The sequence below is a fragment of the Ignavibacteriales bacterium genome, from assembly GCA_026390575.1.
Taxonomy (GTDB): domain Bacteria; phylum Bacteroidota; class Ignavibacteria; order UBA10030; family UBA10030; genus Fen-1298.
The window spans coordinates 1-23,302 of sequence record JAPLFR010000003.1 but is presented as its reverse complement, the minus strand read 5'-3'; the positions used below and the strand labels follow the sequence as shown (position 1 = coordinate 23,302).

The following is a 23,302-nucleotide window of genomic DNA, read 5'->3' as shown; positions in this document are numbered from 1 at the left end:
TGTGATTGATGTCGCATTCTCAACATTCCGTTTGGTTTTCTGCATATAAAAGAATAATTTGACGTCGAGTTCAATGTAGTCTGCTTAAAGTGTCTATCATAGGGATTTGTAATGCTAAATTACATCTGGCTCTTTCTTATTGCCATCGCGCTCATCGTTGGTGTTGGCAAAGATATCAACGATGAATTACGAAACACCTACCAAAATGGTGTGCCGCTGGAAGTGACATTCCTCTCTCCGCAAATACCATCAGGGACTGCTATGAGATGGGAAGGGCAGTTTTATCTTACGGCAAAACAATTCAACGATTTCTACGGAACGACATCGCAAATTGATGAAGTCAAACAACCCGTTGTTATTTCGCTTTTATCAGATGGAACGGGGAGTTTTATTTTTTCGTCCACTGATGTAACACCGATGTATTGGAAAGAAATGGGAAAATCCGCTTCTGCCAAGGACAAACTGACGGGGAAAGTGGAGAACATAGTATTTTCTGACGACAAATCTTGGGCGAAAGCAAAAATAATACTGGAACCGATTCGGTTTGTGAAATTGAAAGCCATTACACAAGCAGCGATCGATTTCGCAAACACTGCAGTTGAGATTGCAATTGGACTCATTGGTGTCATGGCGCTGTGGCTTGGTCTCATAAAAGTTGCAGAGGAAGCCGGATTGGTGAAAGTGCTTACACGATTGCTTGCACCACTTACGAAACGTTTATTTCCAGATGTTCCCTCTGATCATCCTGCTATTGGTGCGATCATTATGAATACGGCGGCAAATATGCTCGGCCTCAGCAACGCTGCAACACCGATGGGTTTGAAAGCAATGGAGGAACTGAATAAGCTCAATCCAAAAGCCGGTACTGCAACAAACGCAATGGTAACGTTCCTTGCAATTAATACGGGCGGATTAATTTTGATTCCCGCTACTGCGATTGCAGTGCGAGCAGCATCTGGTTCTGCAAATCCCGGGATCATTATCGGCACAGCAATCTTTGGTGCGGGATGCGCGACGATAACCGGAGTGATTGCATCAAAAATTCTTCAGCGTCTTCCGAGATACAAAAAAGACTTGGAACAAGAAAGAAAAGCAGCAAAGGGGAAAAGCCATGGCTGACCTCTTTCGTTCCATCATAAACCTGATTTCTATATTTGCTATTCCGCTGATGATTGCAGTGTTTCTCGGCTGGGGATTTGTGAAGAAAGTGCGCGTGTATGAAGTCTTCGTGGAAGGTGCTAAAGATGGATTTCATACAGCGATTCGCATCATTCCCTATTTAGTAGCAATGTTGTTTGCTATCGGTATTTTCCGTGCCAGCGGTGCGATGGATTTACTGGTTGTGATAATTTCACCAGTCACAAATTTAATCGGTATGCCTGCAGACACATTGCCGATGGCGCTCATGCGCCCGCTGTCAGGCAGCGGTTCATTGGGAATTATGACAGAGTTGATGAAGGCGCATGGTCCTGATTCGTTCGTCGGCGTACTTGCTTCAACAATGTACGGCAGTTCGGAAACAACGTTTTATGTGCTTGCCGTTTATTTCGGAGCGGTGAACATTAAAAATTCCCGGCACGCTGTACCAGTCGGGTTACTGGCAGATCTTGCCGGCATGGTCGGCGCTGTTTTTATTTGTCGGATCCTTTTCGGAATTTAGAAAACGAACAGAAAAACAACAGGAGGAATCATGAAATCAATTAAAATACTCGTTGTCATATTCTTGATGCTGATGTTTGTATCGTTCTCCGTAAACGCACAACTCCCAAATGCCGCCGCAGCGATGATGGGAAAGAGTGGTGGTACAATCCCGATGGGCTTTGGCGCCACTTTCATAGATGGCGAAATGTATTACTTGATCAACATTACGCCGGAAGTAGCATTCGGACAGCTCGGCATAGGTCTCGATCTCAATTTGCGTTTCAATACGCAGGGGAAGCTACGCATGGGTGATTATTCAAAATTTGAAGACTATCTCCGTATCATTCGTTATGTTCGCTGGGCGCAAAAAGGTGATCCATTCTACGTACGTGTCGGTCAGCTTGATTACTCGCTACTTGGCCACGGATCGATCATCTATAATTACCGAAATAGTGCAAGCTATGATATGCGGAGAACAGGAATGGAATTAGATTTCAATTTTGAGAAGTTCGGTTTCGAATTTGTATACAGCGATTTTACAGGAAGAGGACTCTTGGGGTTACGCGGGTATGCAAAACCCTTAAAGTTCACAAGTCTTGCGAAGGTTCCGGTGATCAGCAACTTTGAAGTCGGCGTCACCTATGCACGTGATATGGACCTGTATGCCGATTACACACACCTTGACTCGAGTAGAGCCGGTCTTTCGATCTATGGTTTCGATCTTGGGTTGCCCATATTATCTTACTCATTCTTAAAATCGACCTTGTACTACGATTTTGCTCAGATCTCCAATTATGGACATGGCTCTACCGTCGGGATAAACATGTTTCTTTCAGGTATGGGAATCCTCACACTCAGAGGGAAATATGAATTTCGCATAAATGGTGCAAATTATATACCTGCTTATTTCAACGCATTATATGAACATGATCGGTTTAATGTTGTCACTAGACTCAGTAAATCAGACACGCTTTTGCAAGTTGCTGCAAACCGAGGTTATTTTGGCGAGATCATTATTAGCGTCCTGAACACCTTTAACATCGTCGCCGGCTATCAGGCTCCTTATGACGTCAAAAACCAAGGCATACTGCATGCAGAATTGCAATTGCCGCAGGTCGCCGGTATCGTTGTGCGAGGGGCGTTTGATAAAACAAGAATAGGCCGCGTTTTTATATTGGATAATTTTTCTATCCTGAGCGCAGAGATTGGGTACAAACCTGTCAAATATTTATTGGTGTCAATGCTTTATCAGCGTACCTTCTCAAACAGATATCCAGATGGCTCCTTACATGCTGATGGTTCCTTTGAAAAACAAGATCGAGTAGAACCGAAAGTCAGTTTTATTTATGATTTTTAGGTTCGTAAGCCGAAAGAGTTGATCGAGTAAGCGCTTTCATGATGATCAGAGGATAAACGATGTAAAGCATTAATCTCTTATACCTTCCTACACAGTGAAGAGGCGATTCTGGAATCAGGATCGCCTCTTTTGCATTTCATCTCTCTTCTTTCTATTTTCAAACAATGAATCATACTATTGTGGAAAGCAATATCCAATGAACATTCAATTTCTCGGAGCCGCACGGACTGTCACCGGCTCAATGCATCTCGTCTCTGTGAATGGTACAAAAATTCTTTTCGACTGCGGCATGTTTCAGGGAAAACGAGCGGAAGCGTACGAAAAGAATCGCAATTTTCCATTCGATCCATCCAACATTGATGCGGTCATTCTCTCGCATGCCCATATTGACCATGCCGGCAATCTTCCCAATCTTGTGAAGAACGGTTATCGCGGTCCTATCTATGCCACTTCGGCAACGCGCGATTTGTGCAATATTATGCTCTACGATAGCGCATACATTCAAGAGCGGGACGTTGAATACGTGAATAAGAGACACCAAAGAAAGCATGAGCCGTTTGTACAGCCGTTATATGATGTTGTGGATGTAACCACAGCTATGACACAATTCATTAGTATCAATTATGAACAACAAGTGCAGGTTGCTAATGGAGTGATGGTGAAATTCCTCGATGCCGGACATATCCTAGGATCTGCCGTGATCGTGCTTGAGGTAGAAGAAGGTGGTAAAAGAAAGAAGATCGGTTTCACCGGCGATTTGGGAAGAAAGAATGCGCCGATCATCAGAGATCCGCAGCCAATTGACAGCGTGGATGTTCTCATTTCTGAAAGTACCTATGGCGGTAAACTGCATGATCCGGTAACTGGCATGAAGGATTCGCTGTGTAACGTCATCCAGCAAACATCTGACCGCGGCGGGAAGGTGATCGTACCGTCATTCAGTGTTGGAAGGACACAGGAGATTGCATATCTTTTATCCGAATTGTTTGATGAAGGCAGATTACCTGTTGTACCAATTTACGTCGATAGCCCGCTTGCAGTAAATGCAAGCGACATTTTCCGTTCGCATACCGAATGTTTTGATCAAGAAACACTTAATCACTTGCATGCGCATGAAGATCCGTTTGGCTTCAATCGGTTACTGTATGTGCGGTCGGTGGATGAATCGAAAAAATTGAACGATATGCATTCTCCTTGCGTTATCATTTCAGCCTCCGGCATGTGCGAAGGCGGAAGAATTGTACACCATCTTGCCAACAACATCGAAAATCCTAACAACACCATCCTTATCGTTGGATATCAGGCAGAACACACACTCGGCAGACGGATAGTGGAGAAACAGCCGGAAGTGAGCATCTTTGGGGAAATACTTAAATTGAATGCAGAAGTGGTGGTTCTGAATTCATTCTCAGCGCACGCTGGCCAGGATGAATTGGTGGAGTATATTACTGCGGCTGACCAAACCCAATTGAAAAAACTATTTCTGGTGCATGGTGAATTAGTGCAGATCGAAAAACTTTCTGCGAAACTCAAAGAAACTCATGTGAAAGAGGAGATTTACATTCCGGTGACAGGTGAGAAGTTTGAAGTGTGAAAATGAGATTTGATATACTCGCGTACTCAGTTGAAATCGAAGCACGCACGGATTGTGAACGATTTCTGCAGATGTTCAGTGAACGATAATGGAATGAGTCAGTGATGTTTGTGCTCAGAAGTCCATGCACTTTCCTATATCTTTTTATTTTGGGATTGTTCTTCTTCCAAGAAAGAGCGATTGGTCAGGAATTGTTTCATCCTTTTACAGCTCCTGAAGCAGATAGTTTGAAGCTTTCTTCTCTTAGTTTTGATCACGTTCTCAACACGTATATATGGTCAGGAGATTTCAAAAAGGATATCTACGGACAGCTTTGGGATGTTACGTTACATCAGAAAATTCGATCTCGCCTTATAAAAACGAACCAGACGGCAATTCAAGATGAGTATCAGGGTCTCATTGCTTTACGTGCACGGCTCTTTGAAAACTGGAATTTCCAAATTAAAAACTCATCCAATGTCCTCGCTGACAATCGTGCAATTGATCTCGGCAGAATGGCACAGCATCAGGTTCTTGCAGGGTTCGAGTACTTGCCGACGGGAAATATCGCCGGTGAAGCACTGGGCGGATATGAACTGAACACACAAGAGGAGGAGAACGATAATGGTTTTGCTTACGCACTCGGTTTCAACGCACGTCAAGTAGACCTTGAAGAATTCAAAGCATCTCTTCAATCATCATGGAACCAATCCTTGCTCGGCCGTCGTTCGCCTCGTACAGGAGATATCAAGCTTATCCTTTTACGTGATTTCGGCAGCGGCATTGACGATTCGCTTGCGGTGAATTACAGCACACAGCGCAGGCAATTCTATACGTCGCTCGATTCTTCTACCCAGCTCACTCTCGGTGTACCGCATAATATTCTTCAGCGTGATGCAAGCGTGTTAGAAATTTCTAATCAAATGAAGTATAACTTGGATCAAAATTTCTCCCTGGTTGTTTCAATCGGAATCTCAAATCAGCTGATCAATCGAGGATATCGCTTTAAAGATTACCTTCATCCCGCATCCCTGATTCTCGATTCGCGCATCCAAGAAATACAATTCTTTGGCAGTATTTCATTGCAGTGGTCACCACTGTATTGGCTTAGGGCAGATGTTAAACTTGCATACACCGAAAAAGATGAACGACATTCAGTGCTGGATGATATTCAGGCATCGAATGCTATTATTGATACACAACGCGCTTCGGTAAGCCGCTTAGAGAATACTGCTCAACGCACGACATTGACGGCGGCCCTCAAAGCTGATGTGACGCAGGATGATAAAATCCGCGTTGTATCGTCGGCAGGCATTCTGCGTTATGATACACCAAGTATCTTCAATACTGATGATCGCGATGAATTACTTCTGACATCAGGAGCCGAGTATTTGCATCGCTTTTCATCTCGCCTCCTGCTGATGCTGAACGCAGATCTGACATTATTTCATCTTGTGTATCTGCATCGAGATCAGAGTGCAAATAATAATTGGAACCGTGTTATCCGATTCTCGCCAAGTGTCGAATACATGCCGAGTTCTTGGTTCCGCACAGCTATGCGAACCGAAGTGCTGGCAAATTATACAGTCAGTGATTATGAGCAGCAGGTCGCGTCTATACGAAGCTTTTCATTTAGGCAGGTCTTGTGGTCAGATTCCACCGTTGTGCAGCTCAGCGAAAGAATCCAGTGTAACTTTTCAGGAAGCTTGCGTATCTTTGAACGTGGCACGCTTCGTTGGCAGGAGTTCACGGAAAAGCCGGAAGAATATGTCATCGAAAAAACGATGTGGCCGGAAATCGTTTGGTCTTCGATGATTGGAGTAAAAATTGGAATTGGATTCCGTTATTTTGGTCAAGACCGATACACATACGAAAGTAATCAGCGAATATTTTCTCAAGGGATAGAAGCCATGGGCCCGACCGCATCTATTGAATGGTCAGGATTGTCAGGTGAAAAAGTTGTTATTAATGGATGGCGGGAAGAACAAAAAAACAATGGAAAAACGGCAACAATACTTTCGAATCTATCAATACAAGTAGGATTTATCATTTAATGTTGGAAACGAAATGAAATCAACATTGAACAAGAAAAAGGCGGATAAAATACATCAAAAATGTATTTATAAAATGATTTGCCGAAGCAACCCAAAAGAAATATCACGGATTGAAGAATTTCTGCAGCAAGTCAGCAAACATCTTCATATCGATGATGGTATGATGTACCGTCTGCTGGTTTCCTGCACAGAAGCAGTGAATAATGCAATTGTCCATGGAAATAAATCCGATCCCGATAAGGACGTTACTATTCGCTGCGTCGTTAGGGATAAGAATCTCACTATTTATGTACAAGATGAAGGAAGTGGATTTGATTCGGAAAACTTACAAGATCCGCGTGATAAGAAAAATTTGATGAAAGAAAACGGTCGCGGTGTGTTTTTAATGCGTTCGCTCATGGATCAAGTGAAATTTAAACGATTAAAGTCTGGTTCTGTTGTGGAGATGAAAGTAAAACTTCACTGACGCTTGTGCAGGAGTAAAGAAAAAGAAAAACCCGCCTCAAGAGAGACGGGTTTTTTGTTTTTAAGAAAAATAAATATGAAAATATTTAGAATGCGTAACCGACGTTCACACTAAATATATGAGCTGTGGAGTTATAGACTCCAGGGACACCGCCAATACTTGAGGAACTGCTTCCTGTCGGATTTGAACTCGCTGCATTCTTTTCAGCAAAAAGAACTAACATATAAGATGCATCTACGGAGAGATTATCGTTAATTTTATAGCTGCCGCCGAGTGTAATATCGGTTCTATCCGCATCTGGAAGCATTGGTTCGGTCTTGCTTGCTGGCTGCGGAGTAAGATCGAGAATCAATCCGCCACGAAGTGTAATATCTGCATTATACTTATATTCAGCGCCGGCACGAAGCAGGAATCCATCATCCCAATTCTTATCCTGAGTGATTGTCCCCTGACCAACTAATGTAGGGTATGGAGGGGGGAGGGGAATAATAACCGGAGGAGTGATAGCTATGCTTAGCTGTTTATATGCCGACCACTGGACAAATTGGAAATCGCCTTCAACTGTTAGTTCAGGCATAATTTCGTATGCTGCACCAACCTGGAGATTGGCTGGTAAAGGTAATGTTGCTTTGCCTGTTCCACCTGGGAATAAAAGGGCATATGTATACGTAGCTGGTAAACCGGGAATATGAACATTCATTCCGGAAAATTTTAGGTCACCGGTAAATTCAATATTGGTACTGGCTCTATAGGACAATCCAATCGATAACTTATCCATAGGTTTATACGTTGCACCAAAATTGGCATTCCATCCTTTTCCGGTTCCTGTCATTTCCATCAGACTGGTTGGTATTCCTAGAGGATTCTTTGTCAACGTTACTGTTGCGTACACATAACTTACACCCCATCCGACAGATAATTGATCATTAATCTTGAGAGCAAAGGAGGGATTGAAGTACCAAGTTGCAATATCTGCTTTTACCGATTTCATACTGCCGAGGTAAGCACCATTCAAAGCTGGTCCCCACAGGTTATCCCATTCAGTGCCAAGTCCATATGGATTATATATTCCAAGACCAACGGTAACCCTGTCATTGGCCTGATATGTGCCATAAACATTGATCGGTGTAAATACTTGCGATTTTGCTGATGCTTCCACTGGTTGCATAACGCCGACACCCTTAAATGTAGACGAGGGCATGATTAAATTAAATCCACCAAGCACATTAATTCCTTTGAGCGATGTCATTCCAGCGGGATTGAAATAGATTGCAGATGGGTCTGAAGCTCGAGCAACAAACGCACCGCCCATACCTACAGCACGTGCTCCTTGTTCATTTAACTGGTATCCGCCGCCTAAAGCGATACAAACAATAAGCACAGAAAGGACGATAGTCCCGATTACATGGAAGGAAAGCTTTCTCAATGTGACCTCCTGAAGTGATGTGAGTGATTTGTGATTTGTTGTTAAATCAAACAAGATATCTCGCAGTATGTTCCAATTGCAAGCAGTATAATAAATGAATTATTAAGATGCAATTTTCAGAATACAAATTTATTGCCAATTGTAGAACAACGAAGGAAACGGTGAATCGTGAAGCGAGAAAAAAGAAACCCCGCGGAAATTCTCGGCGGGGTTCATAGATGCTATGAAAAAAGAGAGTATTTAGAACGTGATTTTGTTCATATTTCCTTTGACATCGGCGGCGGACTTGTTCAGAGCGGCTTGTTCTTCTGGCGTCAGTTTAATCTTAATGACTTCTTCCATCCCTTTTTTGCCAAGTTTAATAGGAACACCCACCACAGTGTCGGTAATTCCATATTCTCCTTGAAGCTGAACGGAGCAGGGGAGAATACGTTTTTTATCTTTGACAATTGCCTCAATCATTTGAACCGCTGAAGCAGATGGTGCATAATATGCACTGCCGGTTTTTAAGAAATTCACAATTTCAATACCCCCATCGCGAGTTCGTTTCACTAAACGGTCGATCGTTCCTTGATCCATCAAATCAGGAAGCGGAATGCCGGCAACCGTTGAGTATCGCGGTAATGGCACCATCGAATCGCCATGCCCACCGAGGACAAACGCGCTGACATCTTCAACGGAGACTCCAAGTTCCATTGAAATAAAAGTTCGGAATCTAGAAGAATCTAAAATTCCTGCCATGCCGATGACCCGATGACGTTCAAAACCACTTATTTTAAGAGCCACATACGTCATCACATCTAATGGATTAGAGACAACAATAATGATAGCATTGGGAGATTGTTTCACTGATTGCTCGGTGCATACTTTGACAATATTCGCATTTGTATTCTGTAAATCATCTCGGCTCATCCCCGGTTTTCTGGCAATTCCAGCGGTGATGAGGATGATGTCTGAATTGGCGGTCGGTTCGTAAGAGTTTGTTCCGATGATTTTTGTATCTGACCCTTCAACAGGTGCAGATTCTGCAATATCAAGAGCTTTCCCTTGTGGCATTCCTTCAATAACGTCAACAAGAACAACTTCGTTGGCGAGTTCTTTGTCAACGATTCGCTGAGCAGATGTTGCTCCAACATTGCCTGCACCAATAACAGTGATCTTCATGAAATCCTCCTATGTTAAAATTGCATTATGATGAATGTAAGAACAAAGATTAAAATTTTAGAGTTCCTTGCCAATCAATCCGATATGAAGAAAATTCTTGTATGGAAAAAAAAAGCCCCCAAACGGGGGCTATGTAAAAACTATTTTTTGAATTTAAACGGCTTGTAAAATACTCACACGCTGTCTTGTTTTGCCAACGCGTTCAAACTTCACAATACCTGTGGCAAGTGCAAAGAGTGTATCATCACTGCCGATACCGACATTTAAGCCGGGATGAAACTTTGTGCCGCGTTGACGCACGAGGATGTTGCCGGCGAGTACAACTTGACCGCCAAAGCGTTTCACTCCGAGGCGTTGAGCATTACTATCGCGGCCGTTCCGAGAACTTCCACCGCCTTTTTTATGTGCCATACAACCTCTCCAGTTTAAGCAAGATTTGTTATTTCAATTTCTGTGTACTGCTGCCGGTGTCCGTTGCGGACTCTGTATCCCTTCCGCTTCTTCTTTTTGAGCACGATGACCGTCTCGTCTTTCACGTGTCGCAGCACTTTCGCTTCGACAAACGCTCCTTGAATAAAGGGATTACCGACCGTTGCTTTCTTTTCGTCGCCCGTTAGGATGACCTTGTCAAACTTTACCGTTGAGCCGACTTCCGACTGCATTTTCGGTACGAACACTTTGTCGGAAGGGGAGACCTTCACTTGTGTTCCAGCAATTTCTACTACTGCGTACATTATTGTCCTCACTGAATACAATCGTTTTTGAACCTTATAAGTTAGTGAAAAAGTGGAAGAGAGTCAACGAATTTTCCAAGGAATGAAAAATTTCATTTCTCAGCTAATTTGCCTTCAAGAACTTGCCGGATCTGCTCCAATGGCATTTCCATTCCCGTCCAGAGTTGAAACGCTGCAGCTCCTTGATGAATAAACATCCCCAAACCGTCAATTGTTTTTGCCCCGGCGGCTTGCGCATCGCTTTGCAGACGGGTAGTTAATGGTCGATAAATAAGATCGAAGACAATATGCTTCTTCGATAACCAATTTTTATTGGGGAGTGGAGAGTCAAGGACTTGAGGGAACATTCCCACAGCGGTTGCATTAACGATGAGTGTAGAGTCCTTGATTGCAGCTTCAAGGGCTGCATCAGTACAATGGATCACATTGAATTGGACAGTGCTTCTGCCTATGCCTTTAATAATCGCATACGCTTGTTCTGGAAACAGAGCTGAGAATGTAATCGCCTTAGGTCTGATCGTGTGAGCCAGCACGTGCGCTACTGAACGAGCCACACCACCAGAGCCCATAATCGTACACATGGTACCCTCGATTTTTTCCCGATCGAGGCGAAGCGATCGCTCAACACCGATAATGTCTGTGTTATATCCAATGAGTTTATTATTGCGATTCACGACAGTATTCACGGCACCGATGGCTTGTGCTTCCGGAACAACTTCATCGAGTAAGGGGATGATTGTTTCTTTATGTGGAACGGTCACATTGAACCCGTCCAAATTCAGTTCTCGAAAACGTTCGATTGATTGTTGCAAAGAAGCCGGTTCGATATCAAGCATTTCGTACTGGCAATCCAAGCCAAGTAATGTAAATGCCGTATTGTGCATGAGCGGAGAAAGAGAATGACCGATGGGATGGCCGATAACTGCAAAATGTTTCATAAGAGATACATGTCCTGAATTTAGTATAAAATGAAAAACCGCAGAGATTAGATGTACGAATGAAGAGCGGTTACTGTTTTCTAAAAAGGTGCCCGAACACTTGGTCGGTCACGAGGCTGGGATAGAGTTGTTCAAAATCTTTTTTCATATCTGGCACCAAATTAAAAGCGATAAAAAATTCATTCGATGCTTCTTCTTTGGAATTCATTGACAGCAATACTTTTCCTCGACTGAAATATGCCGGTGCAAATTTTGGATCAAGTCGTATACATTCTCCTAATGCCGAGAGCGCTTTATCATAAGATCCTTTTTCGCCCAGTGTGTCGCCAAGATCGAACCAAATTTCCGGATCTTTCGGATCCAATGTCACAACTCTTCTATAACACTCAAGGCAGTCATCGATTCGTCCAAGATTGTACAGTGCATCACCGCAAGCGTACCAATATTCCGGATATTCAGAATTAATCTCAGCGGCTTTCTGGTATTCAGCTAAAGCCTGCGTCGTCTGCCCGAGTGCATCGTAGCAGCATCCTTTGCCAAAATATGATTCGTGGTGCCGATCGTTAATCTTAATTGCAGCTGAATAGCAAGCGATGGCTTCGGTGAAATCATTTAATTCTTCATATGCATTGCCGAGATTATGCAGCGCTGCTACGTCCTTCGGTTCATAGTGAAGAGTTGTTTTGAAACATTTAATAGCATCCTGCAGCCGCCCTAGATTTGCATATCCGTTGCCCATATTATACCATGCCGCAGGGAAATCCTCCTTAATCGCGAGAGCATATTCGTAACTCTCAATGGCTTTCGTGAATTGCCCAATCCGATTCTGGACGATGCCTTTATTATACCACGCGTTAAAGTTATATGGGTCGTGATTGATATGTTCATCATAACAGCGGATGGATTCTTCGGGTTTATCAAGGTAATCGTAACAATACCCAAGTTCATACCACGCATCAATATAGTTCGCATCGATCTGAAGAATACGATGAAAGATTGATTCCGCTTCAGCGTATCGTTCCAGTTTTTCCAGCGTTACACCTTTATGAAACAGCGCATCTTCATGGGATGGATCAAGTTCGAGCGCCTTATCGAACGATTCCATCGATTCATGTATGCGATTTAAATTATCTAATGTTATACCGCGATTGATATATGCCTCAGGATCTATAGGATTGAGTCCCAGTGCTTTCTCAAAGCAGAGGAGCGCCTCATCATACTTGAATAAATTATTGAGGATCATGCCTTTTCTCTGCCAAGCATCAGCATTGAACGGTTCAAATGAGAGCAATCGTTCGGCATACGTTAATGCATCGTCATATTTATCGTGTTCAAAGTAAAATTGGATAATTTCTTCCAATGCTTCCGGATTGTTAATATCCTTGCCGCCGTTACGGAGTAATTCACGGAACCGCCGAACATCGTCTTCCGAATGTTTGTTCTGCTTCGGTCCCATGTTGTTATCTTCAAAATGATCAAAATTAGACACAGCGTACTCCGTCATCAATAGTTCACGTAGTAATAAAAGAAATTAACGACTTGAAGTCAAGAAATGTGCAATGTCATCTTTTCAAATTTTCAAAAATTGCTCTTTTATGTTTGTATTTGATTTTGGCGGCGAGTTGGAGTATATTTATTGTCTAAAAAGCAGAATGATTGCTGAAAACCTCAAAAATCTGCGGAAACGCATCGAGCAGACCTGTCAAGAATGTGGACGAAAAATTGATGAAGTGCAGATTATTGCAGTTGCGAAAACGTTTTCGACAGGTTTGATACAAGAGGCACTCGATGCAGGTCAGATTGATTTTGGTGAGAATTATGTTCAGGAATTGCAGGAAAAACATAAAGCTCTCGCTGAACGATCAATACGTTGGCATTTTATCGGTCATCTGCAATCAAACAAGGTGAAATATATAACCGAATATGTTCACCTTATTCACTCAGTGGATGATTTGAATCTTGGCAAAGAAATCAGCAAACGTGCCGAGCGATGTAACCGCGTTCAGGATGTGCTGGTGGAAATTCACACCACCGACGAGGCGACAAAATTTGGTGTTCAGCCGGAGCATGCTATCGCATTGATAAAAGAATTATCACAGTTACCTCATCTTCGTGTCTGCGGATTGATGACGATGGGACCGTTTTCGGATAACCCGAATGATTCTCGTTCTTCTTTTCGATGTGTGACTGATTTGAAAAAACAGATTGAAGCTGAGGGAATTGTGAATGTACAGATGCGTCACCTTTCGATGGGTATGACGCATGACGTTGAAGTAGCGATTGAAGAAGGAGCTACCCTGGTTCGTATCGGAACGGCAGTATTTGGGAGACGCACAAAGAACTTGAATTGAAAGGAACAACGATGAAAATTACTCCGTTAGAAATTAAGCACCAGCAGTTCAAGAAATCGATGCGCGGATACGATCCCGTCGAAGTGGAAACGTTTCTTGAAATGGTCTCGAACGAAGTGGAAGATCTCATTCACGAGAACAGGGAACAGAAAGATCAACTCCTACAACAGGAAACGCAGCTTGTTGATTATAAAAACATTGAAAAGACACTTCAGCAGACGTTGATGCAAGCGCAGGAGACAAGCGGAAAATCCATTGAAAACTCCAAACGTGAAGGGGAGCTTATCGTGAAGGAAGCGGAGATCAAGGCGTCGCAAATTTTGGAGAAAGCACGGCTGGATTTTGCTCACGTCAAAGAAGAAATATCCCAGCTCAAGGCAAGGAAGGAAAGTGTTCTCAGTCGGTTAAAAGTCTTGCTTTCGTCGGAATTAAATCTAATGAAAGCGCTTGAGATTGATGATGACGAAGGGACAAAAGATCCGTCCAGAGGAACAGGGAAAGATTATTTGGAACTCGAAGGGATTCTGAAGAAGTTGTAAGAGTATGATAGAGGACGAGAAGATGACTGAACTGAGAAATCAAATTGCACAAGCGTTGGAATTTATCCGAACCAAAACGGACGCAAAGCCCAAGATCGGCATTATTCTTGGAACCGGCCTTGGCGGATTGGTGAAAGAGATCAAAAAGGAAGTTATCATCGACTACGCCAACATTCCCCATTTTCCTGTCTCGACGGTTGAATCACATCACGGCAAATTGATTTTTGGAACACTTGCCGGGAAAAAAATCGTGGCGATGCAGGGACGATTTCACCTGTATGAAGGATATGATCTGAAGCAAATTACTTTTCCAGTCCGCGTCATGAAATTTCTCGGTGTCGAAAACATTCTTGTTTCCAATGCCGCCGGTGCGCTCAATCCGCTTTTTCAAAAAGGCGATGTCATGCTTATTTCAGACCACATCAACTTGCTGGGCGACAATCCGCTCATCGGCCCCAATGACGATGAACTCGGGCCGCGCTTTCCGGATATGTCGGAAGCATACAGCAAAGAACTCATCGCTCTCGCCGAACAAGCTGCGCTTGATTTGAAGATCCGTGTGCAGAAGGGTGTTTACGTTGCGATGCAGGGACCAAATCTTGAGACGAAAGCCGAGTATCGTTTCTTGCGTACTGTTGGTGCAGATGCTGTCGGCATGTCCACGGTTCCCGAAGATATCGTTGCTGTCCATATGGGAATGAAAGTTCTTGGCTTTTCTATCCTCACTGATGAATGTTTCCCGGATGCGTTGAAGCCGGCACTGCTGGAAGAGATTCTCAAAGTTGCCACAAAAGCCGAACCGAAGATGACAGCGATTATGAAGGAAGTCGTGAAGAGAATGAAGCAATAAAGCAAAAGTAAAAATGAAAAGTGAAAAATCACTGAATCACAGAATCATCAAATCTTAAATCACCCAATCACCGAATCACTAAATCGAAATTGTTAGAATGTTCAGGCAGTTAACAGACAAATTAAATTACCATGAACTCGAATCAGAAATTCTGAAGTCTTGGGAAACAAACGACATTTTCAAGAAGAGTATCTCAACGCGTGAAGGGAAACCGGAGTTCACTTTTTACGAAGGTCCGCCAACGGCAAACGGCCGCCCCGGCATTCATCACGTGATGGGCCGAACGCTGAAGGATACCATTTGCCGCTATAAGACGATGCAGGGATATCAAGTGCATCGCAAAGCAGGATGGGACACGCACGGCTTGCCGGTTGAAATCGAAGTGGAAAAATCACTCGGCTTCAAACACAAGGACGACATCATCGGTTATGGTGTGGCAAAGTTCAACGAGGAGTGCAAGAAGTCGGTTTGGAAATACAAAGCCGATTGGGAAGAATTGACGAAGATCATGGGCTACTGGGTTGACCTCCAGCATCCCTACGTCACATTCGAAAACAATTATATCGAGTCCATTTGGTGGGCACTGAAGCAGTACTTTGACAAAGGACTTATCTATAAAGGATATAAAATTCAGCCGTACTGCCCGCGATGCGAAACACCATTGTCTTCGCACGAAGTTTCGCTCGGGTACAAAGATGTGAAAGATCCATCGGTCTATATAAAATTAAAAGTAAAAGGGGAAGAGAATACGTTCTTCCTCGTTTGGACGACAACACCATGGACGCTGATCTCGAACGTCGCACTGGCCGTTCATCCGGAGATTGAGTACGTCAAAGTTGAACAGAAAGGTGAAAACTTCATTCTTGCTGAAGCCCGTCTGTCGGTTCTTGGTGATGAATACGTTGTGCTGGAAAAATTCAAAGGCGCAGCGCTTGCCGGCAAAGAGTACGAACGGATATATTCATACCATCACGTGAAAGAAAAAGGGTGGTACGTTGTTCTCGCTGATTTTGTCACAACGGAAGACGGCTCCGGTATTGTTCATATGGCACCGGCGTACGGTGAAGATGATTATCAAATCGGCAGGAAGTACGGCTTGCCGACGATTCATCCAGTGAATAAATCAGGCGAGTTTAATGCCGAGGTCACCGATTTTGCCGGGATGTTTGTGAAGGATGCCGACCCGGAGATCATTCAGAATCTTCGTCATCGAAATATTCTTTATAAGAAGGAAATGCATCTCCACAGTTATCCGCATTGCTGGCGTTGTGCGTCGCCGCTGTTGTATTATGCCCGTGAATCGTGGTACATTCGCACTACCGATTACGCGAACCGGATGATTGCGTTGAACAAACAAATCAACTGGATTCCGCCGGAAGTCGGCGCCGGCAGGTTCGGCAACTGGCTGGAAGATAATAAAGATTGGGCGCTTTCGCGCGACCGTTTCTGGGGAACACCGCTTCCCATTTGGTTGTGTGAACAATGCGGCAAGCAAAAGTGCATCGGCAGCGTGGAAGAATATAGAAAAGGTGAGAATGTTTCAGAGCCGCTCGATTTGCATAAGCCGTATGTTGATGCTGTAACGTTTGCGTGTGAATGCGGCGGGACGATGAAACGCACACCCGAGCTTATCGATGTATGGTTCGATTCCGGTTCGATGCCGTTCGCGCAATGGCATTATCCATTCGAGAATAAAGAACGATTTGAAAAGGCATACCCTGCCGATTTTATTTCTGAAGGCATCGATCAAACGCGCGGATGGTTTTATACACTGCATGCCATCGGCACATTTCTTTTCGAGAAACCGGCGTTCAAAAATGTGCTTGTGAACGAACTCATTCTCGACAAGCAAGGACAGAAAATGTCCAAATCGAAGAAGAACACGGTTGACCCGTTTGAACTGCTGAAGAAATACAGCGCTGATACAGTGCGGTGGTATTTGGTTTCGCAAAGTCCCGTATGGCGGCCGACATTATTTGATTCAGAGATCATAGGCGAAGTTCAACGAAAATTCTTCAGTACGCTTGTGAACACGTACTCTTTCTTCGCGCTGTATGCGAATGTGGATGGATTCGACAACAGTGAACTAAGAATCCCCACAAGCGAGCGGCAGGAAATTGATCAATGGATTTTATCTGAGCTGAATTCGCTCATAAAAAATTATATTCAATCGATGGAAGGGTATGATGTGACACGGGCAGCGAGAGCTGTAAGCGATTTCACGATTGATCAGCTTTCCAATTGGTACGTGCGCCGCAACAGGCGTCGTTTCTGGAAGAGTGAAAAAGGAAGAGATAAAACCGCGGCATATCAAACGCTGCTCGAATGTTTACTGACAATCTGCAAGCTCATTGCGCCGTTCGCTCCGTTTTTGTCGGATGAACTATATCGCAATCTGATGATGGGGAACACATCGGCACTCCAATCTGTTCATTTGGAGTCCATGCCGAAGGCGGATGGGAGTACCATCAATCCGGAACTTGAATATCGGATGGAACATGTCATCCGGATCGTCGGACTTGTGCGCGCGATGCGGATGAAATCAAATTTGAAAGTCCGCCAGCCGCTGCAAAAAATTATTCTACCGGTGAAATCTGAGGCCGACCGGAAAGAAATTGCATTGATGGAAGATGTCATTCTTGAAGAGATAAACGTCAAGCATATTGAATACGTGGCGGATGAATCTGCTATCATAAAAAAGAAATCGAAACCGAACTTTAAATCTCTTGGTCCCAAGTTTGGTAAATCAGTCCAGCCGATCGCGGCGCGGCTTCGCAATTTGACATCCGAAGAAATCAGCAAGCTTCAGGTGCAGGGGACGCTCTTGCTCAAAGTCGACGGTACAGAGTACACCATAGACACGAGCGATGTTGAGATAGTACACGAAGATATTCAGGGTTGGTTAGTTGAAACCGATGGTTCGCTGACAGTTGCGTTAGATACGGCTTTGACAGACGAACTCGTTGACGAAGGGCTGGCACGAGAATTTGTAAATCGCGTGCAGAACCTGAGGAAAGACTCTGGTTTTGACGTTACAGACCGGATTCGTATTCACCACGCATCGTCAGAGCGATTAACCAAAGCGCTGGATCGTATGACGGAGTATGTGAAGCAAGAAACACTGGCAATTGAGTTCCAGGCAATATCTGACGAAGATGCCCGGAAACTGAGTGCTAAAAGTGAAGATATTAATAGTGAGCAAAGTTTAATTGCAGTTGTGAGAATTTAGTTTATATTTGTGAAGTTTAATTGATTGTTTTTTTCATTATCCCAATAACACGGGAGGAAAGCCATGGCCAAGAAAAAAGTTGTGAAGAAATCAATAACAAAAAAAACGACGAAACGCGTTTCGACAAAAGCCGCTAAAAAAACCACAGCAAAGAAAATGAAAACGAAAGCCGTGGCTCAGAAAGTGCCATCCAAGAAGGGGTATGGCAAAGCGGACCTTGAGCGGTTTAAGAAAATTATTTTGGATAAACGGAAAGAAATTCTCGAGGAACTTGAGTCGTTGAAATCCACAATGATGGATGTAACAACCGGGCAGTACGAGATTGAAAATTCGACCTACTCGCTTCACATGGAACAGGGTACGGACGCGATGGAGCGGGAAAAGACATTTCTTTTTGCTTCACGCGAAGGCAAGTTTCTTAATTATTTAGATGACGCCCTGCAGCGTATCGCGCATGGAACATACGGATTCTGTTCTGAATGTGGTAATCTCATTGACAAGGAACGCCTCGAGGCAGTGCCGCATGCGCATCAGTGCGTTAAGTGCAAAATGAAAAAAGGCGGTAACTAACGAACAGCGATCAATGAATAGTGATGAATGAATAATTTAAAATCACTCTTCACTGTTTGCTCTTCACTCACAACGATTGATTATTGAGGTTTTTCTTGCGTGTCTTGTATGTAACTCTCTGTATTGTTATTGTTGATCAAATAACCAAGTTGGTGGTGAAAGGATTTACTCTTCCGATCTTCGACTACTATCACCAGGGAATGCAGCTTGGACAAACTATTCCGGTCATCGGTGATTTTCTTCGGCTCACGTTTGTCGAAAATCCAGGTATGGCATTCGGCATTGAAATCGGCGGTCGATTATTCCTTACGCTTTTCTCGTTCGCTGCAAGCATCGGTATCTTCTACTACATCTATCATTTGCGCAAGGAATCGTTCATTGTTCGTTTAACGTTGGCAATGATCCTTGGCGGAGCGATTGGTAACCTCATCGACCGAATATTTTACGGTGTTATGTTCGGCGAAGGGCCGCTGTTCTACGGCAAAGTTGTAGATTTCATCGATATGGATTTTTTTCACATCGACTTTCTTGCAATCCATATGAACCGTTTTGCTATTTTCAACATTGCCGATGCTTCAGTCTCTACCGGTATTGTATTGATGCTGCTGTTTTATCGGAAGTTTTCTAAAATAGAAGAACCGGCAGCAACAGCGATTGATGCAGAACAAAATTCTGCCGATCAAAATCCTTCGATCAGCAATATGAATGAACCTAAGAACGATGTCCAGAGTTCTTCGGTGAATCCATCATAACATCACGAATTATGTCCCCTCAGGAGCCCTCTGGTACGAATACAGAGGAGCGCGAGCAACTCCGCATCGTCGTTCCTCCCGGTGAACACCGCAAACGTCTCGATGTCTATCTTACACATCGTGTAGAGAATGCCACGCGCAATAAAGTTCAGCAAGCCATCGAAGCTGGAATGGTGCTGGTGAACGGCAAGATTGTCAAGTCGAGTTACCTGCTCAATCCGAATGACGTTATTGATATTACGTTTCCGCGCCCGCCGCGCATGGATGCGGAGCCGGAAGATATTCCGCTCGATATTGTTTTTGAAGATGCGTCCCTGTTGATTGTGAATAAACCGGCAGGCATGGTCACTCATCCCGCATACAACAATTATTCCGGCACGCTCGTGAACGCACTCCTGCATCATTGCAATCATCTTTCTACACTTAACACCGAGATGCGCCCCGGCATTGTGCACCGGTTAGATAAGGATACAACGGGACTTATGGTGGTGGCGAAAAGCGATGCGGTGCATGCATTTCTTGCAAAACAATTTGCCAAGCGTACCATCGACCGGGAGTACTGGGCAATAGTCTGGGGCAGATTCAAATCGCCAAAAGGAACGATCGATGCAAATCTTGGCCGGAGCAAGCGCGATCGGAAAAAAGTAGCGGTTACAGAAGATGGAAAATCTGCAATTACGGAATATGAAGTACTAAAAGAATTCGAGTTTCTTACACTCGTTCGACTGCATCTCATGACCGGCCGCACGCATCAAATTCGCGTGCATTTGGCGCACATTAATCATCCGGTATTTGGCGATCCTACGTATGGCGGACGAACCAATACGTGGAATGGACTGGAAGGGAAGAAAGCGCATGCCGCTGCAAATCTTCTGAAGCTCATCCCGCGACAGGCACTGCATGCAAAGACGATCGGTTTTATTCATCCTGCAACAAAAGAATTTGTGAAGTTTGATTCCGAATTACCGGCAGATATGCAATTGATTTTAGAGCATATCTAAAATTGCCATGGATCTGTGAACAGTAATACTTTATCCTCAATTAAGCCTGTAATAAAAAAATGACACGACCGCATACAATCGCTCTGTGGATCCTTATACTTATCGGTGTAAGTACAGCGCTCTCGCAGCAATCATTTGTTATCCACGGCAAAGTAGTGGACGCTGTCGAGAACGAACCGCTTCCTTCGGCGACCATCAGAATTGCCGGATCGATGCTGGGAACTATTACAAATAGAGAAGGAGATTTTCGGTTTGCCTTGCGTGATTCTCTTGTCACTCTGGTTGTAAGTTATGTCGGCCATACATCGGATACAGTGATCATAACCGATCGAGGTGCTCACAGATTGTTGATCCGTTTACAGCCCAATGCCATTCAGGTTGCAGAAATGGTAGTGACAGGTGAAGATCCTGCATATCAAATTATTCGCTATGCTATTGAAAGCAAAAAAAAATGGATGAAGCGGTTGACATCCTACGAAGGCAAGGCATTCAACCGGCTAGTCATTCGTGCGCAGGATTCCATCGCTGCCATCACAGAATCATATTCGACGCTCTACTGGCGAAGCGATGATTCCCTCCGCGAAATTGTTACACAGCAGAAGCAAACAGGTAATCTGCCGAAGTCGATGCAGGCGGTTCGTGTCGGCCATATCATCAACTTTAATGATGATGAAATTACGATGGGCGGCTTTCAGTTTACAGGCCCGACTGCACCGGACGCATTCGATCTCTATGACTACAAGCTGCGCTCCACGAGAAGAATGGATGATTTCGAAGTATACGAGATAGAAGTTATTCCGAAGTCACGTATCAATCCTTTATTCAAAGGGATGATTGAAATTGCAGAACGCACCTATGCGGTCATCGAAGCCGATCTTGAACCCAATGAAGCGTACGGGCCGCCGTTTATATATTTTTTGAAATCCCATTATAAACAATCGTTCCGATTTTTCAATAGTTCTGTCTGGCTTCCTGTGCATTACCGATTCGAAGCAAATATGGAATTACGTATTATGGGGATTAAATTTCCGCCCATCGGTGTTGAGCGGGACGTGGTCATCTACGATTATCGGGTGAATCCAGAACTCCCCGATAGTATTCGCACCATAAGCAAAACAGCAGTCGACTCTTCTGCGAAGAAAATTGATTCCACGTTTTGGGCAACACATGATGTGCTGCCATTGACAATGGAACAGGACAGCGCCTATCATAAACTCGACAGCACACAGACGCTGGAAAAACAATTTGCCCCATCCGGGGCGATGATGAGTTTTATGAATGCGATGACTACCGGTGTATTGAGTTACCTCGATCTGACATTCAATCGTGTGGAAGCATGGCACCTGGGATTTTCAAAAACGGCAGATTCATTAACGAGCGACTTGGGTGTCCGTGGTGGAGTGGCGTACGGCACAGCCGATGAGAGATGGAAATGGCATGCAGGGGCGACACTTTCGTTCGGTGATACAGTGAGCCGCACTACGGCTTTCGGCGCCGCAGCAATAACGATGTCCAACCGGAGATGGTCGATATCGTTGGATATGTATGACCAGTTGGAAGAATTTCCTCTGGTGTTGATGAAAGATCGGTTCTTCAATATCTTCAATGGTTTGTTCGCACATGCAGACGCGTACGATTATTATCGTGCCCACGGCGTGAAGACAACAGTGACCTATTTGCCGGCAGATTGCTGGCGTTTTTCCCTGGCAGAGCTTTCAGAGAATCAACAATCGCTTGCCAAGCATACCGAGTATTCATTCTTCAATCGTTCCGAGATGTACCCGGATAATCCTTCTATCATTGATGGGAGAATGAATAGCTTCACATTGAATGCAAGATACGCAACGACTGAAATGCCGGGCATCACACGGAATTCATTCAGTGCATCGACTGTAGTGGAATACTCAGATCCATCTCTGAGAAGTGATTATTCGTTTACGCAATTTCACCTGAAACTTCGCAGTAAAATATCCACGATGAATTATAACCTGTTATTCCCGCCATCGCTCACAGTTATCGTCAATGCAGGAACAACAGCAGGACAGCTTCCACCGCAGAGATATTTCTCGCTTGCCTCCAACGTGTTATTCGTAGGAGAGCAAGGGACATTGCGCGGGGTAGAGTCGCGTGAATACTATGGAGACCGTTATGCCCTGGCTTCCATTGAATATAATTTCCGACGGGCGCCGTTTGCGCTTACCGGAATTAAAGCACTCTATGAATCGAAACTTGAATTTATTGTGATAGGATCTGTGGCGCGGTCATGGTTGACGGACGAGGCACTTCGAACACCGCAATTTCCTGTGAAAGACACCGATGGCTGGTACTATGAAGCAGGAATCGGTGTTTCGAATATATTCGATTTCTTCCGTCTCGATTTATCATATCGGTTCACGCAGCCGGGCAAAGTGATACTCACGCTCTTGCTCTCAGATTTTGTTTCTGGCTTTGGACAGTAATCTATCTTTACAGACTTACCGGCAGTAATGGATTTGCAAAAACAATGAAGATGCTTCTGCTGAAATAAGGACATTTGTCCTCCTACTTTTCTTGCAGATGGTACCCAGAGTTTATACTTTGGGTACCACAGCGAGAAGAATCCAAAGGAGGATAGATGGAAAGAAGTCAGCGACATCGATCACGCTATCGCCGAGCAG

At 44.2% G+C, this 23,302-nt stretch carries 20 protein-coding genes; 14 read left to right on the top strand and 6 right to left on the bottom strand.

Translation table 11 applies throughout. From position 1 onward, the window contains the following. Positions 1-111 precede the first annotated feature (111 nt). The 6 genes from NTX44_03115 to NTX44_03090 all read left to right on the top strand — a co-directional run bounded on the left by NTX44_03115 (position 112) and on the right by NTX44_03090 (position 7,091). Positions 112-1,119 carry a hypothetical protein gene (locus NTX44_03115; protein ID MCX6120594.1) on the top strand — a complete coding sequence of 336 codons (1,008 nt, stop codon included), beginning with the start codon at positions 112-114 and terminating at the stop codon, positions 1,117-1,119. Beyond that, complete coding sequence (locus NTX44_03110) at positions 1,112-1,660, top strand: spore maturation protein (protein MCX6120593.1); 549 nt, start codon at positions 1,112-1,114, stop codon at positions 1,658-1,660. Before NTX44_03115 ends, NTX44_03110 begins: the two co-directional genes overlap by 8 nt. A 30-nt stretch (positions 1,661-1,690) precedes the next feature. Then, on the top strand, positions 1,691-2,998 hold the full coding sequence (locus tag NTX44_03105) for a hypothetical protein (protein MCX6120592.1): 1,308 nt from the start codon (positions 1,691-1,693) through the stop codon (positions 2,996-2,998). A 196-nt stretch (positions 2,999-3,194) separates the two neighbouring features. Next, positions 3,195-4,592, top strand: a complete 1,398-nt coding sequence (locus tag NTX44_03100) for an MBL fold metallo-hydrolase (GenBank protein MCX6120591.1) — start codon at positions 3,195-3,197, stop codon at positions 4,590-4,592. 104 nt (positions 4,593-4,696) lie between these two features. Continuing rightward, entirely contained in the window at positions 4,697-6,625 is a 1,929-nt protein-coding gene (locus NTX44_03095) for a hypothetical protein (GenBank protein ID MCX6120590.1), read from the top strand. 13 nt (positions 6,626-6,638) lie between these two features. Further along, a complete protein-coding gene (locus tag NTX44_03090) occupies positions 6,639-7,091 on the top strand; it encodes an ATP-binding protein (protein MCX6120589.1) in 453 nt (150 codons plus the stop codon). An 85-nt stretch (positions 7,092-7,176) separates the two neighbouring features. Here the strand turns inward: NTX44_03090 and NTX44_03085 are convergent, their stop codons facing one another. The 6 genes from NTX44_03085 to NTX44_03060 all read right to left on the bottom strand — a co-directional run bounded on the left by NTX44_03085 (position 7,177) and on the right by NTX44_03060 (position 12,842). After that, entirely contained in the window at positions 7,177-8,517 is a 1,341-nt protein-coding gene (locus tag NTX44_03085) for an outer membrane protein transport protein (protein MCX6120588.1), read from the bottom strand. A 240-nt stretch (positions 8,518-8,757) separates the two neighbouring features. Continuing rightward, a complete protein-coding gene (mdh, locus tag NTX44_03080) occupies positions 8,758-9,681 on the bottom strand; it encodes a malate dehydrogenase (GenBank protein MCX6120587.1) in 924 nt (307 codons plus the stop codon). Positions 9,682-9,834: 153 nt separating this feature from the next. After that, a complete protein-coding gene (gene rpmA / locus NTX44_03075; protein ID MCX6120586.1) occupies positions 9,835-10,092 on the bottom strand; it encodes a 50S ribosomal protein L27 in 258 nt (85 codons plus the stop codon). 14 nt (positions 10,093-10,106) lie between these two features. Continuing rightward, the gene (gene rplU, locus NTX44_03070) at positions 10,107-10,415 is read right to left on the bottom strand and encodes a 50S ribosomal protein L21 (GenBank protein ID MCX6120585.1); all 309 of its coding nucleotides are present in this window, start codon (positions 10,413-10,415) and stop codon (positions 10,107-10,109) included. A 92-nt stretch (positions 10,416-10,507) separates the two neighbouring features. After that, on the bottom strand, positions 10,508-11,353 hold the full coding sequence (locus tag NTX44_03065) for a shikimate dehydrogenase (protein MCX6120584.1): 846 nt from the start codon (positions 11,351-11,353) through the stop codon (positions 10,508-10,510). Between the two features lie 70 nt (positions 11,354-11,423). Then, positions 11,424-12,842 (bottom strand): tetratricopeptide repeat protein, encoded by a 1,419-nt coding sequence (locus NTX44_03060; GenBank protein MCX6120583.1) that lies wholly within the window; start codon positions 12,840-12,842, stop codon positions 11,424-11,426. Between the two features lie 70 nt (positions 12,843-12,912). Here NTX44_03060 and NTX44_03055 point away from each other — a divergent pair, with 70 nt between their 5' ends. The 8 genes from NTX44_03055 (at position 12,913) to NTX44_03020 (ending at position 23,104) form a co-directional block, all read left to right on the top strand. After that, positions 12,913-13,704 (top strand): YggS family pyridoxal phosphate-dependent enzyme, encoded by a 792-nt coding sequence (locus tag NTX44_03055; GenBank protein ID MCX6120582.1) that lies wholly within the window; start codon positions 12,913-12,915, stop codon positions 13,702-13,704. Between the two features lie 11 nt (positions 13,705-13,715). Then, complete coding sequence (locus NTX44_03050; GenBank protein ID MCX6120581.1) at positions 13,716-14,243, top strand: DivIVA domain-containing protein; 528 nt, start codon at positions 13,716-13,718, stop codon at positions 14,241-14,243. 22 nt (positions 14,244-14,265) lie between these two features. Further along, positions 14,266-15,093: a purine-nucleoside phosphorylase gene (locus NTX44_03045; GenBank protein MCX6120580.1), complete on the top strand. Its 828-nt coding sequence runs from the start codon at positions 14,266-14,268 to the stop codon at positions 15,091-15,093. Between the two features lie 97 nt (positions 15,094-15,190). Beyond that, positions 15,191-18,322, top strand: a complete 3,132-nt coding sequence (gene ileS, locus NTX44_03040) for an isoleucine--tRNA ligase (protein ID MCX6120579.1) — start codon at positions 15,191-15,193, stop codon at positions 18,320-18,322. Positions 18,323-18,385: 63 nt separating this feature from the next. Continuing rightward, positions 18,386-18,892, top strand: coding sequence for a TraR/DksA C4-type zinc finger protein (locus NTX44_03035; GenBank protein ID MCX6120578.1), 507 nt, complete (start codon positions 18,386-18,388; stop codon positions 18,890-18,892). Positions 18,893-18,987: 95 nt separating this feature from the next. After that, complete coding sequence (locus NTX44_03030; protein MCX6120577.1) at positions 18,988-19,644, top strand: signal peptidase II; 657 nt, start codon at positions 18,988-18,990, stop codon at positions 19,642-19,644. A gap of 11 nt (positions 19,645-19,655) precedes the next feature. After that, positions 19,656-20,645 carry an RluA family pseudouridine synthase gene (locus NTX44_03025; GenBank protein MCX6120576.1) on the top strand — a complete coding sequence of 330 codons (990 nt, stop codon included), beginning with the start codon at positions 19,656-19,658 and terminating at the stop codon, positions 20,643-20,645. 59 nt (positions 20,646-20,704) lie between these two features. Beyond that, positions 20,705-23,104: a DUF5686 family protein gene (locus NTX44_03020; protein ID MCX6120575.1), complete on the top strand. Its 2,400-nt coding sequence runs from the start codon at positions 20,705-20,707 to the stop codon at positions 23,102-23,104. Positions 23,105-23,302: the final 198 nt, after the last annotated feature.

Coding starts and splice junctions, on each gene's coding strand:
- NTX44_03110 (MCX6120593.1), top strand. CDS start 1,112: ATGGCTGACCTCTTTCGTTCCATCATAAACCTGATTTCTATATTTGCT.
- rpmA (MCX6120586.1), bottom strand. CDS start 10,092: ATGGCACATAAAAAAGGCGGTGGAAGTTCTCGGAACGGCCGCGATAGT.
- rplU (MCX6120585.1), bottom strand. CDS start 10,415: ATGTACGCAGTAGTAGAAATTGCTGGAACACAAGTGAAGGTCTCCCCT.
- NTX44_03105 (MCX6120592.1), top strand. CDS start 1,691: ATGAAATCAATTAAAATACTCGTTGTCATATTCTTGATGCTGATGTTT.
- NTX44_03115 (MCX6120594.1), top strand. CDS start 112: ATGCTAAATTACATCTGGCTCTTTCTTATTGCCATCGCGCTCATCGTT.
- NTX44_03100 (MCX6120591.1), top strand. CDS start 3,195: ATGAACATTCAATTTCTCGGAGCCGCACGGACTGTCACCGGCTCAATG.
- NTX44_03035 (MCX6120578.1), top strand. CDS start 18,386: ATGGCCAAGAAAAAAGTTGTGAAGAAATCAATAACAAAAAAAACGACG.
- NTX44_03055 (MCX6120582.1), top strand. CDS start 12,913: ATGTCATCTTTTCAAATTTTCAAAAATTGCTCTTTTATGTTTGTATTT.
- NTX44_03095 (MCX6120590.1), top strand. CDS start 4,697: ATGTTTGTGCTCAGAAGTCCATGCACTTTCCTATATCTTTTTATTTTG.
- mdh (MCX6120587.1), bottom strand. CDS start 9,681: ATGAAGATCACTGTTATTGGTGCAGGCAATGTTGGAGCAACATCTGCT.
- NTX44_03050 (MCX6120581.1), top strand. CDS start 13,716: ATGAAAATTACTCCGTTAGAAATTAAGCACCAGCAGTTCAAGAAATCG.
- NTX44_03090 (MCX6120589.1), top strand. CDS start 6,639: ATGAAATCAACATTGAACAAGAAAAAGGCGGATAAAATACATCAAAAA.
- NTX44_03065 (MCX6120584.1), bottom strand. CDS start 11,353: ATGAAACATTTTGCAGTTATCGGCCATCCCATCGGTCATTCTCTTTCT.
- NTX44_03045 (MCX6120580.1), top strand. CDS start 14,266: ATGACTGAACTGAGAAATCAAATTGCACAAGCGTTGGAATTTATCCGA.
- NTX44_03025 (MCX6120576.1), top strand. CDS start 19,656: ATGTCCCCTCAGGAGCCCTCTGGTACGAATACAGAGGAGCGCGAGCAA.
- ileS (MCX6120579.1), top strand. CDS start 15,191: ATGTTCAGGCAGTTAACAGACAAATTAAATTACCATGAACTCGAATCA.
- NTX44_03020 (MCX6120575.1), top strand. CDS start 20,705: ATGACACGACCGCATACAATCGCTCTGTGGATCCTTATACTTATCGGT.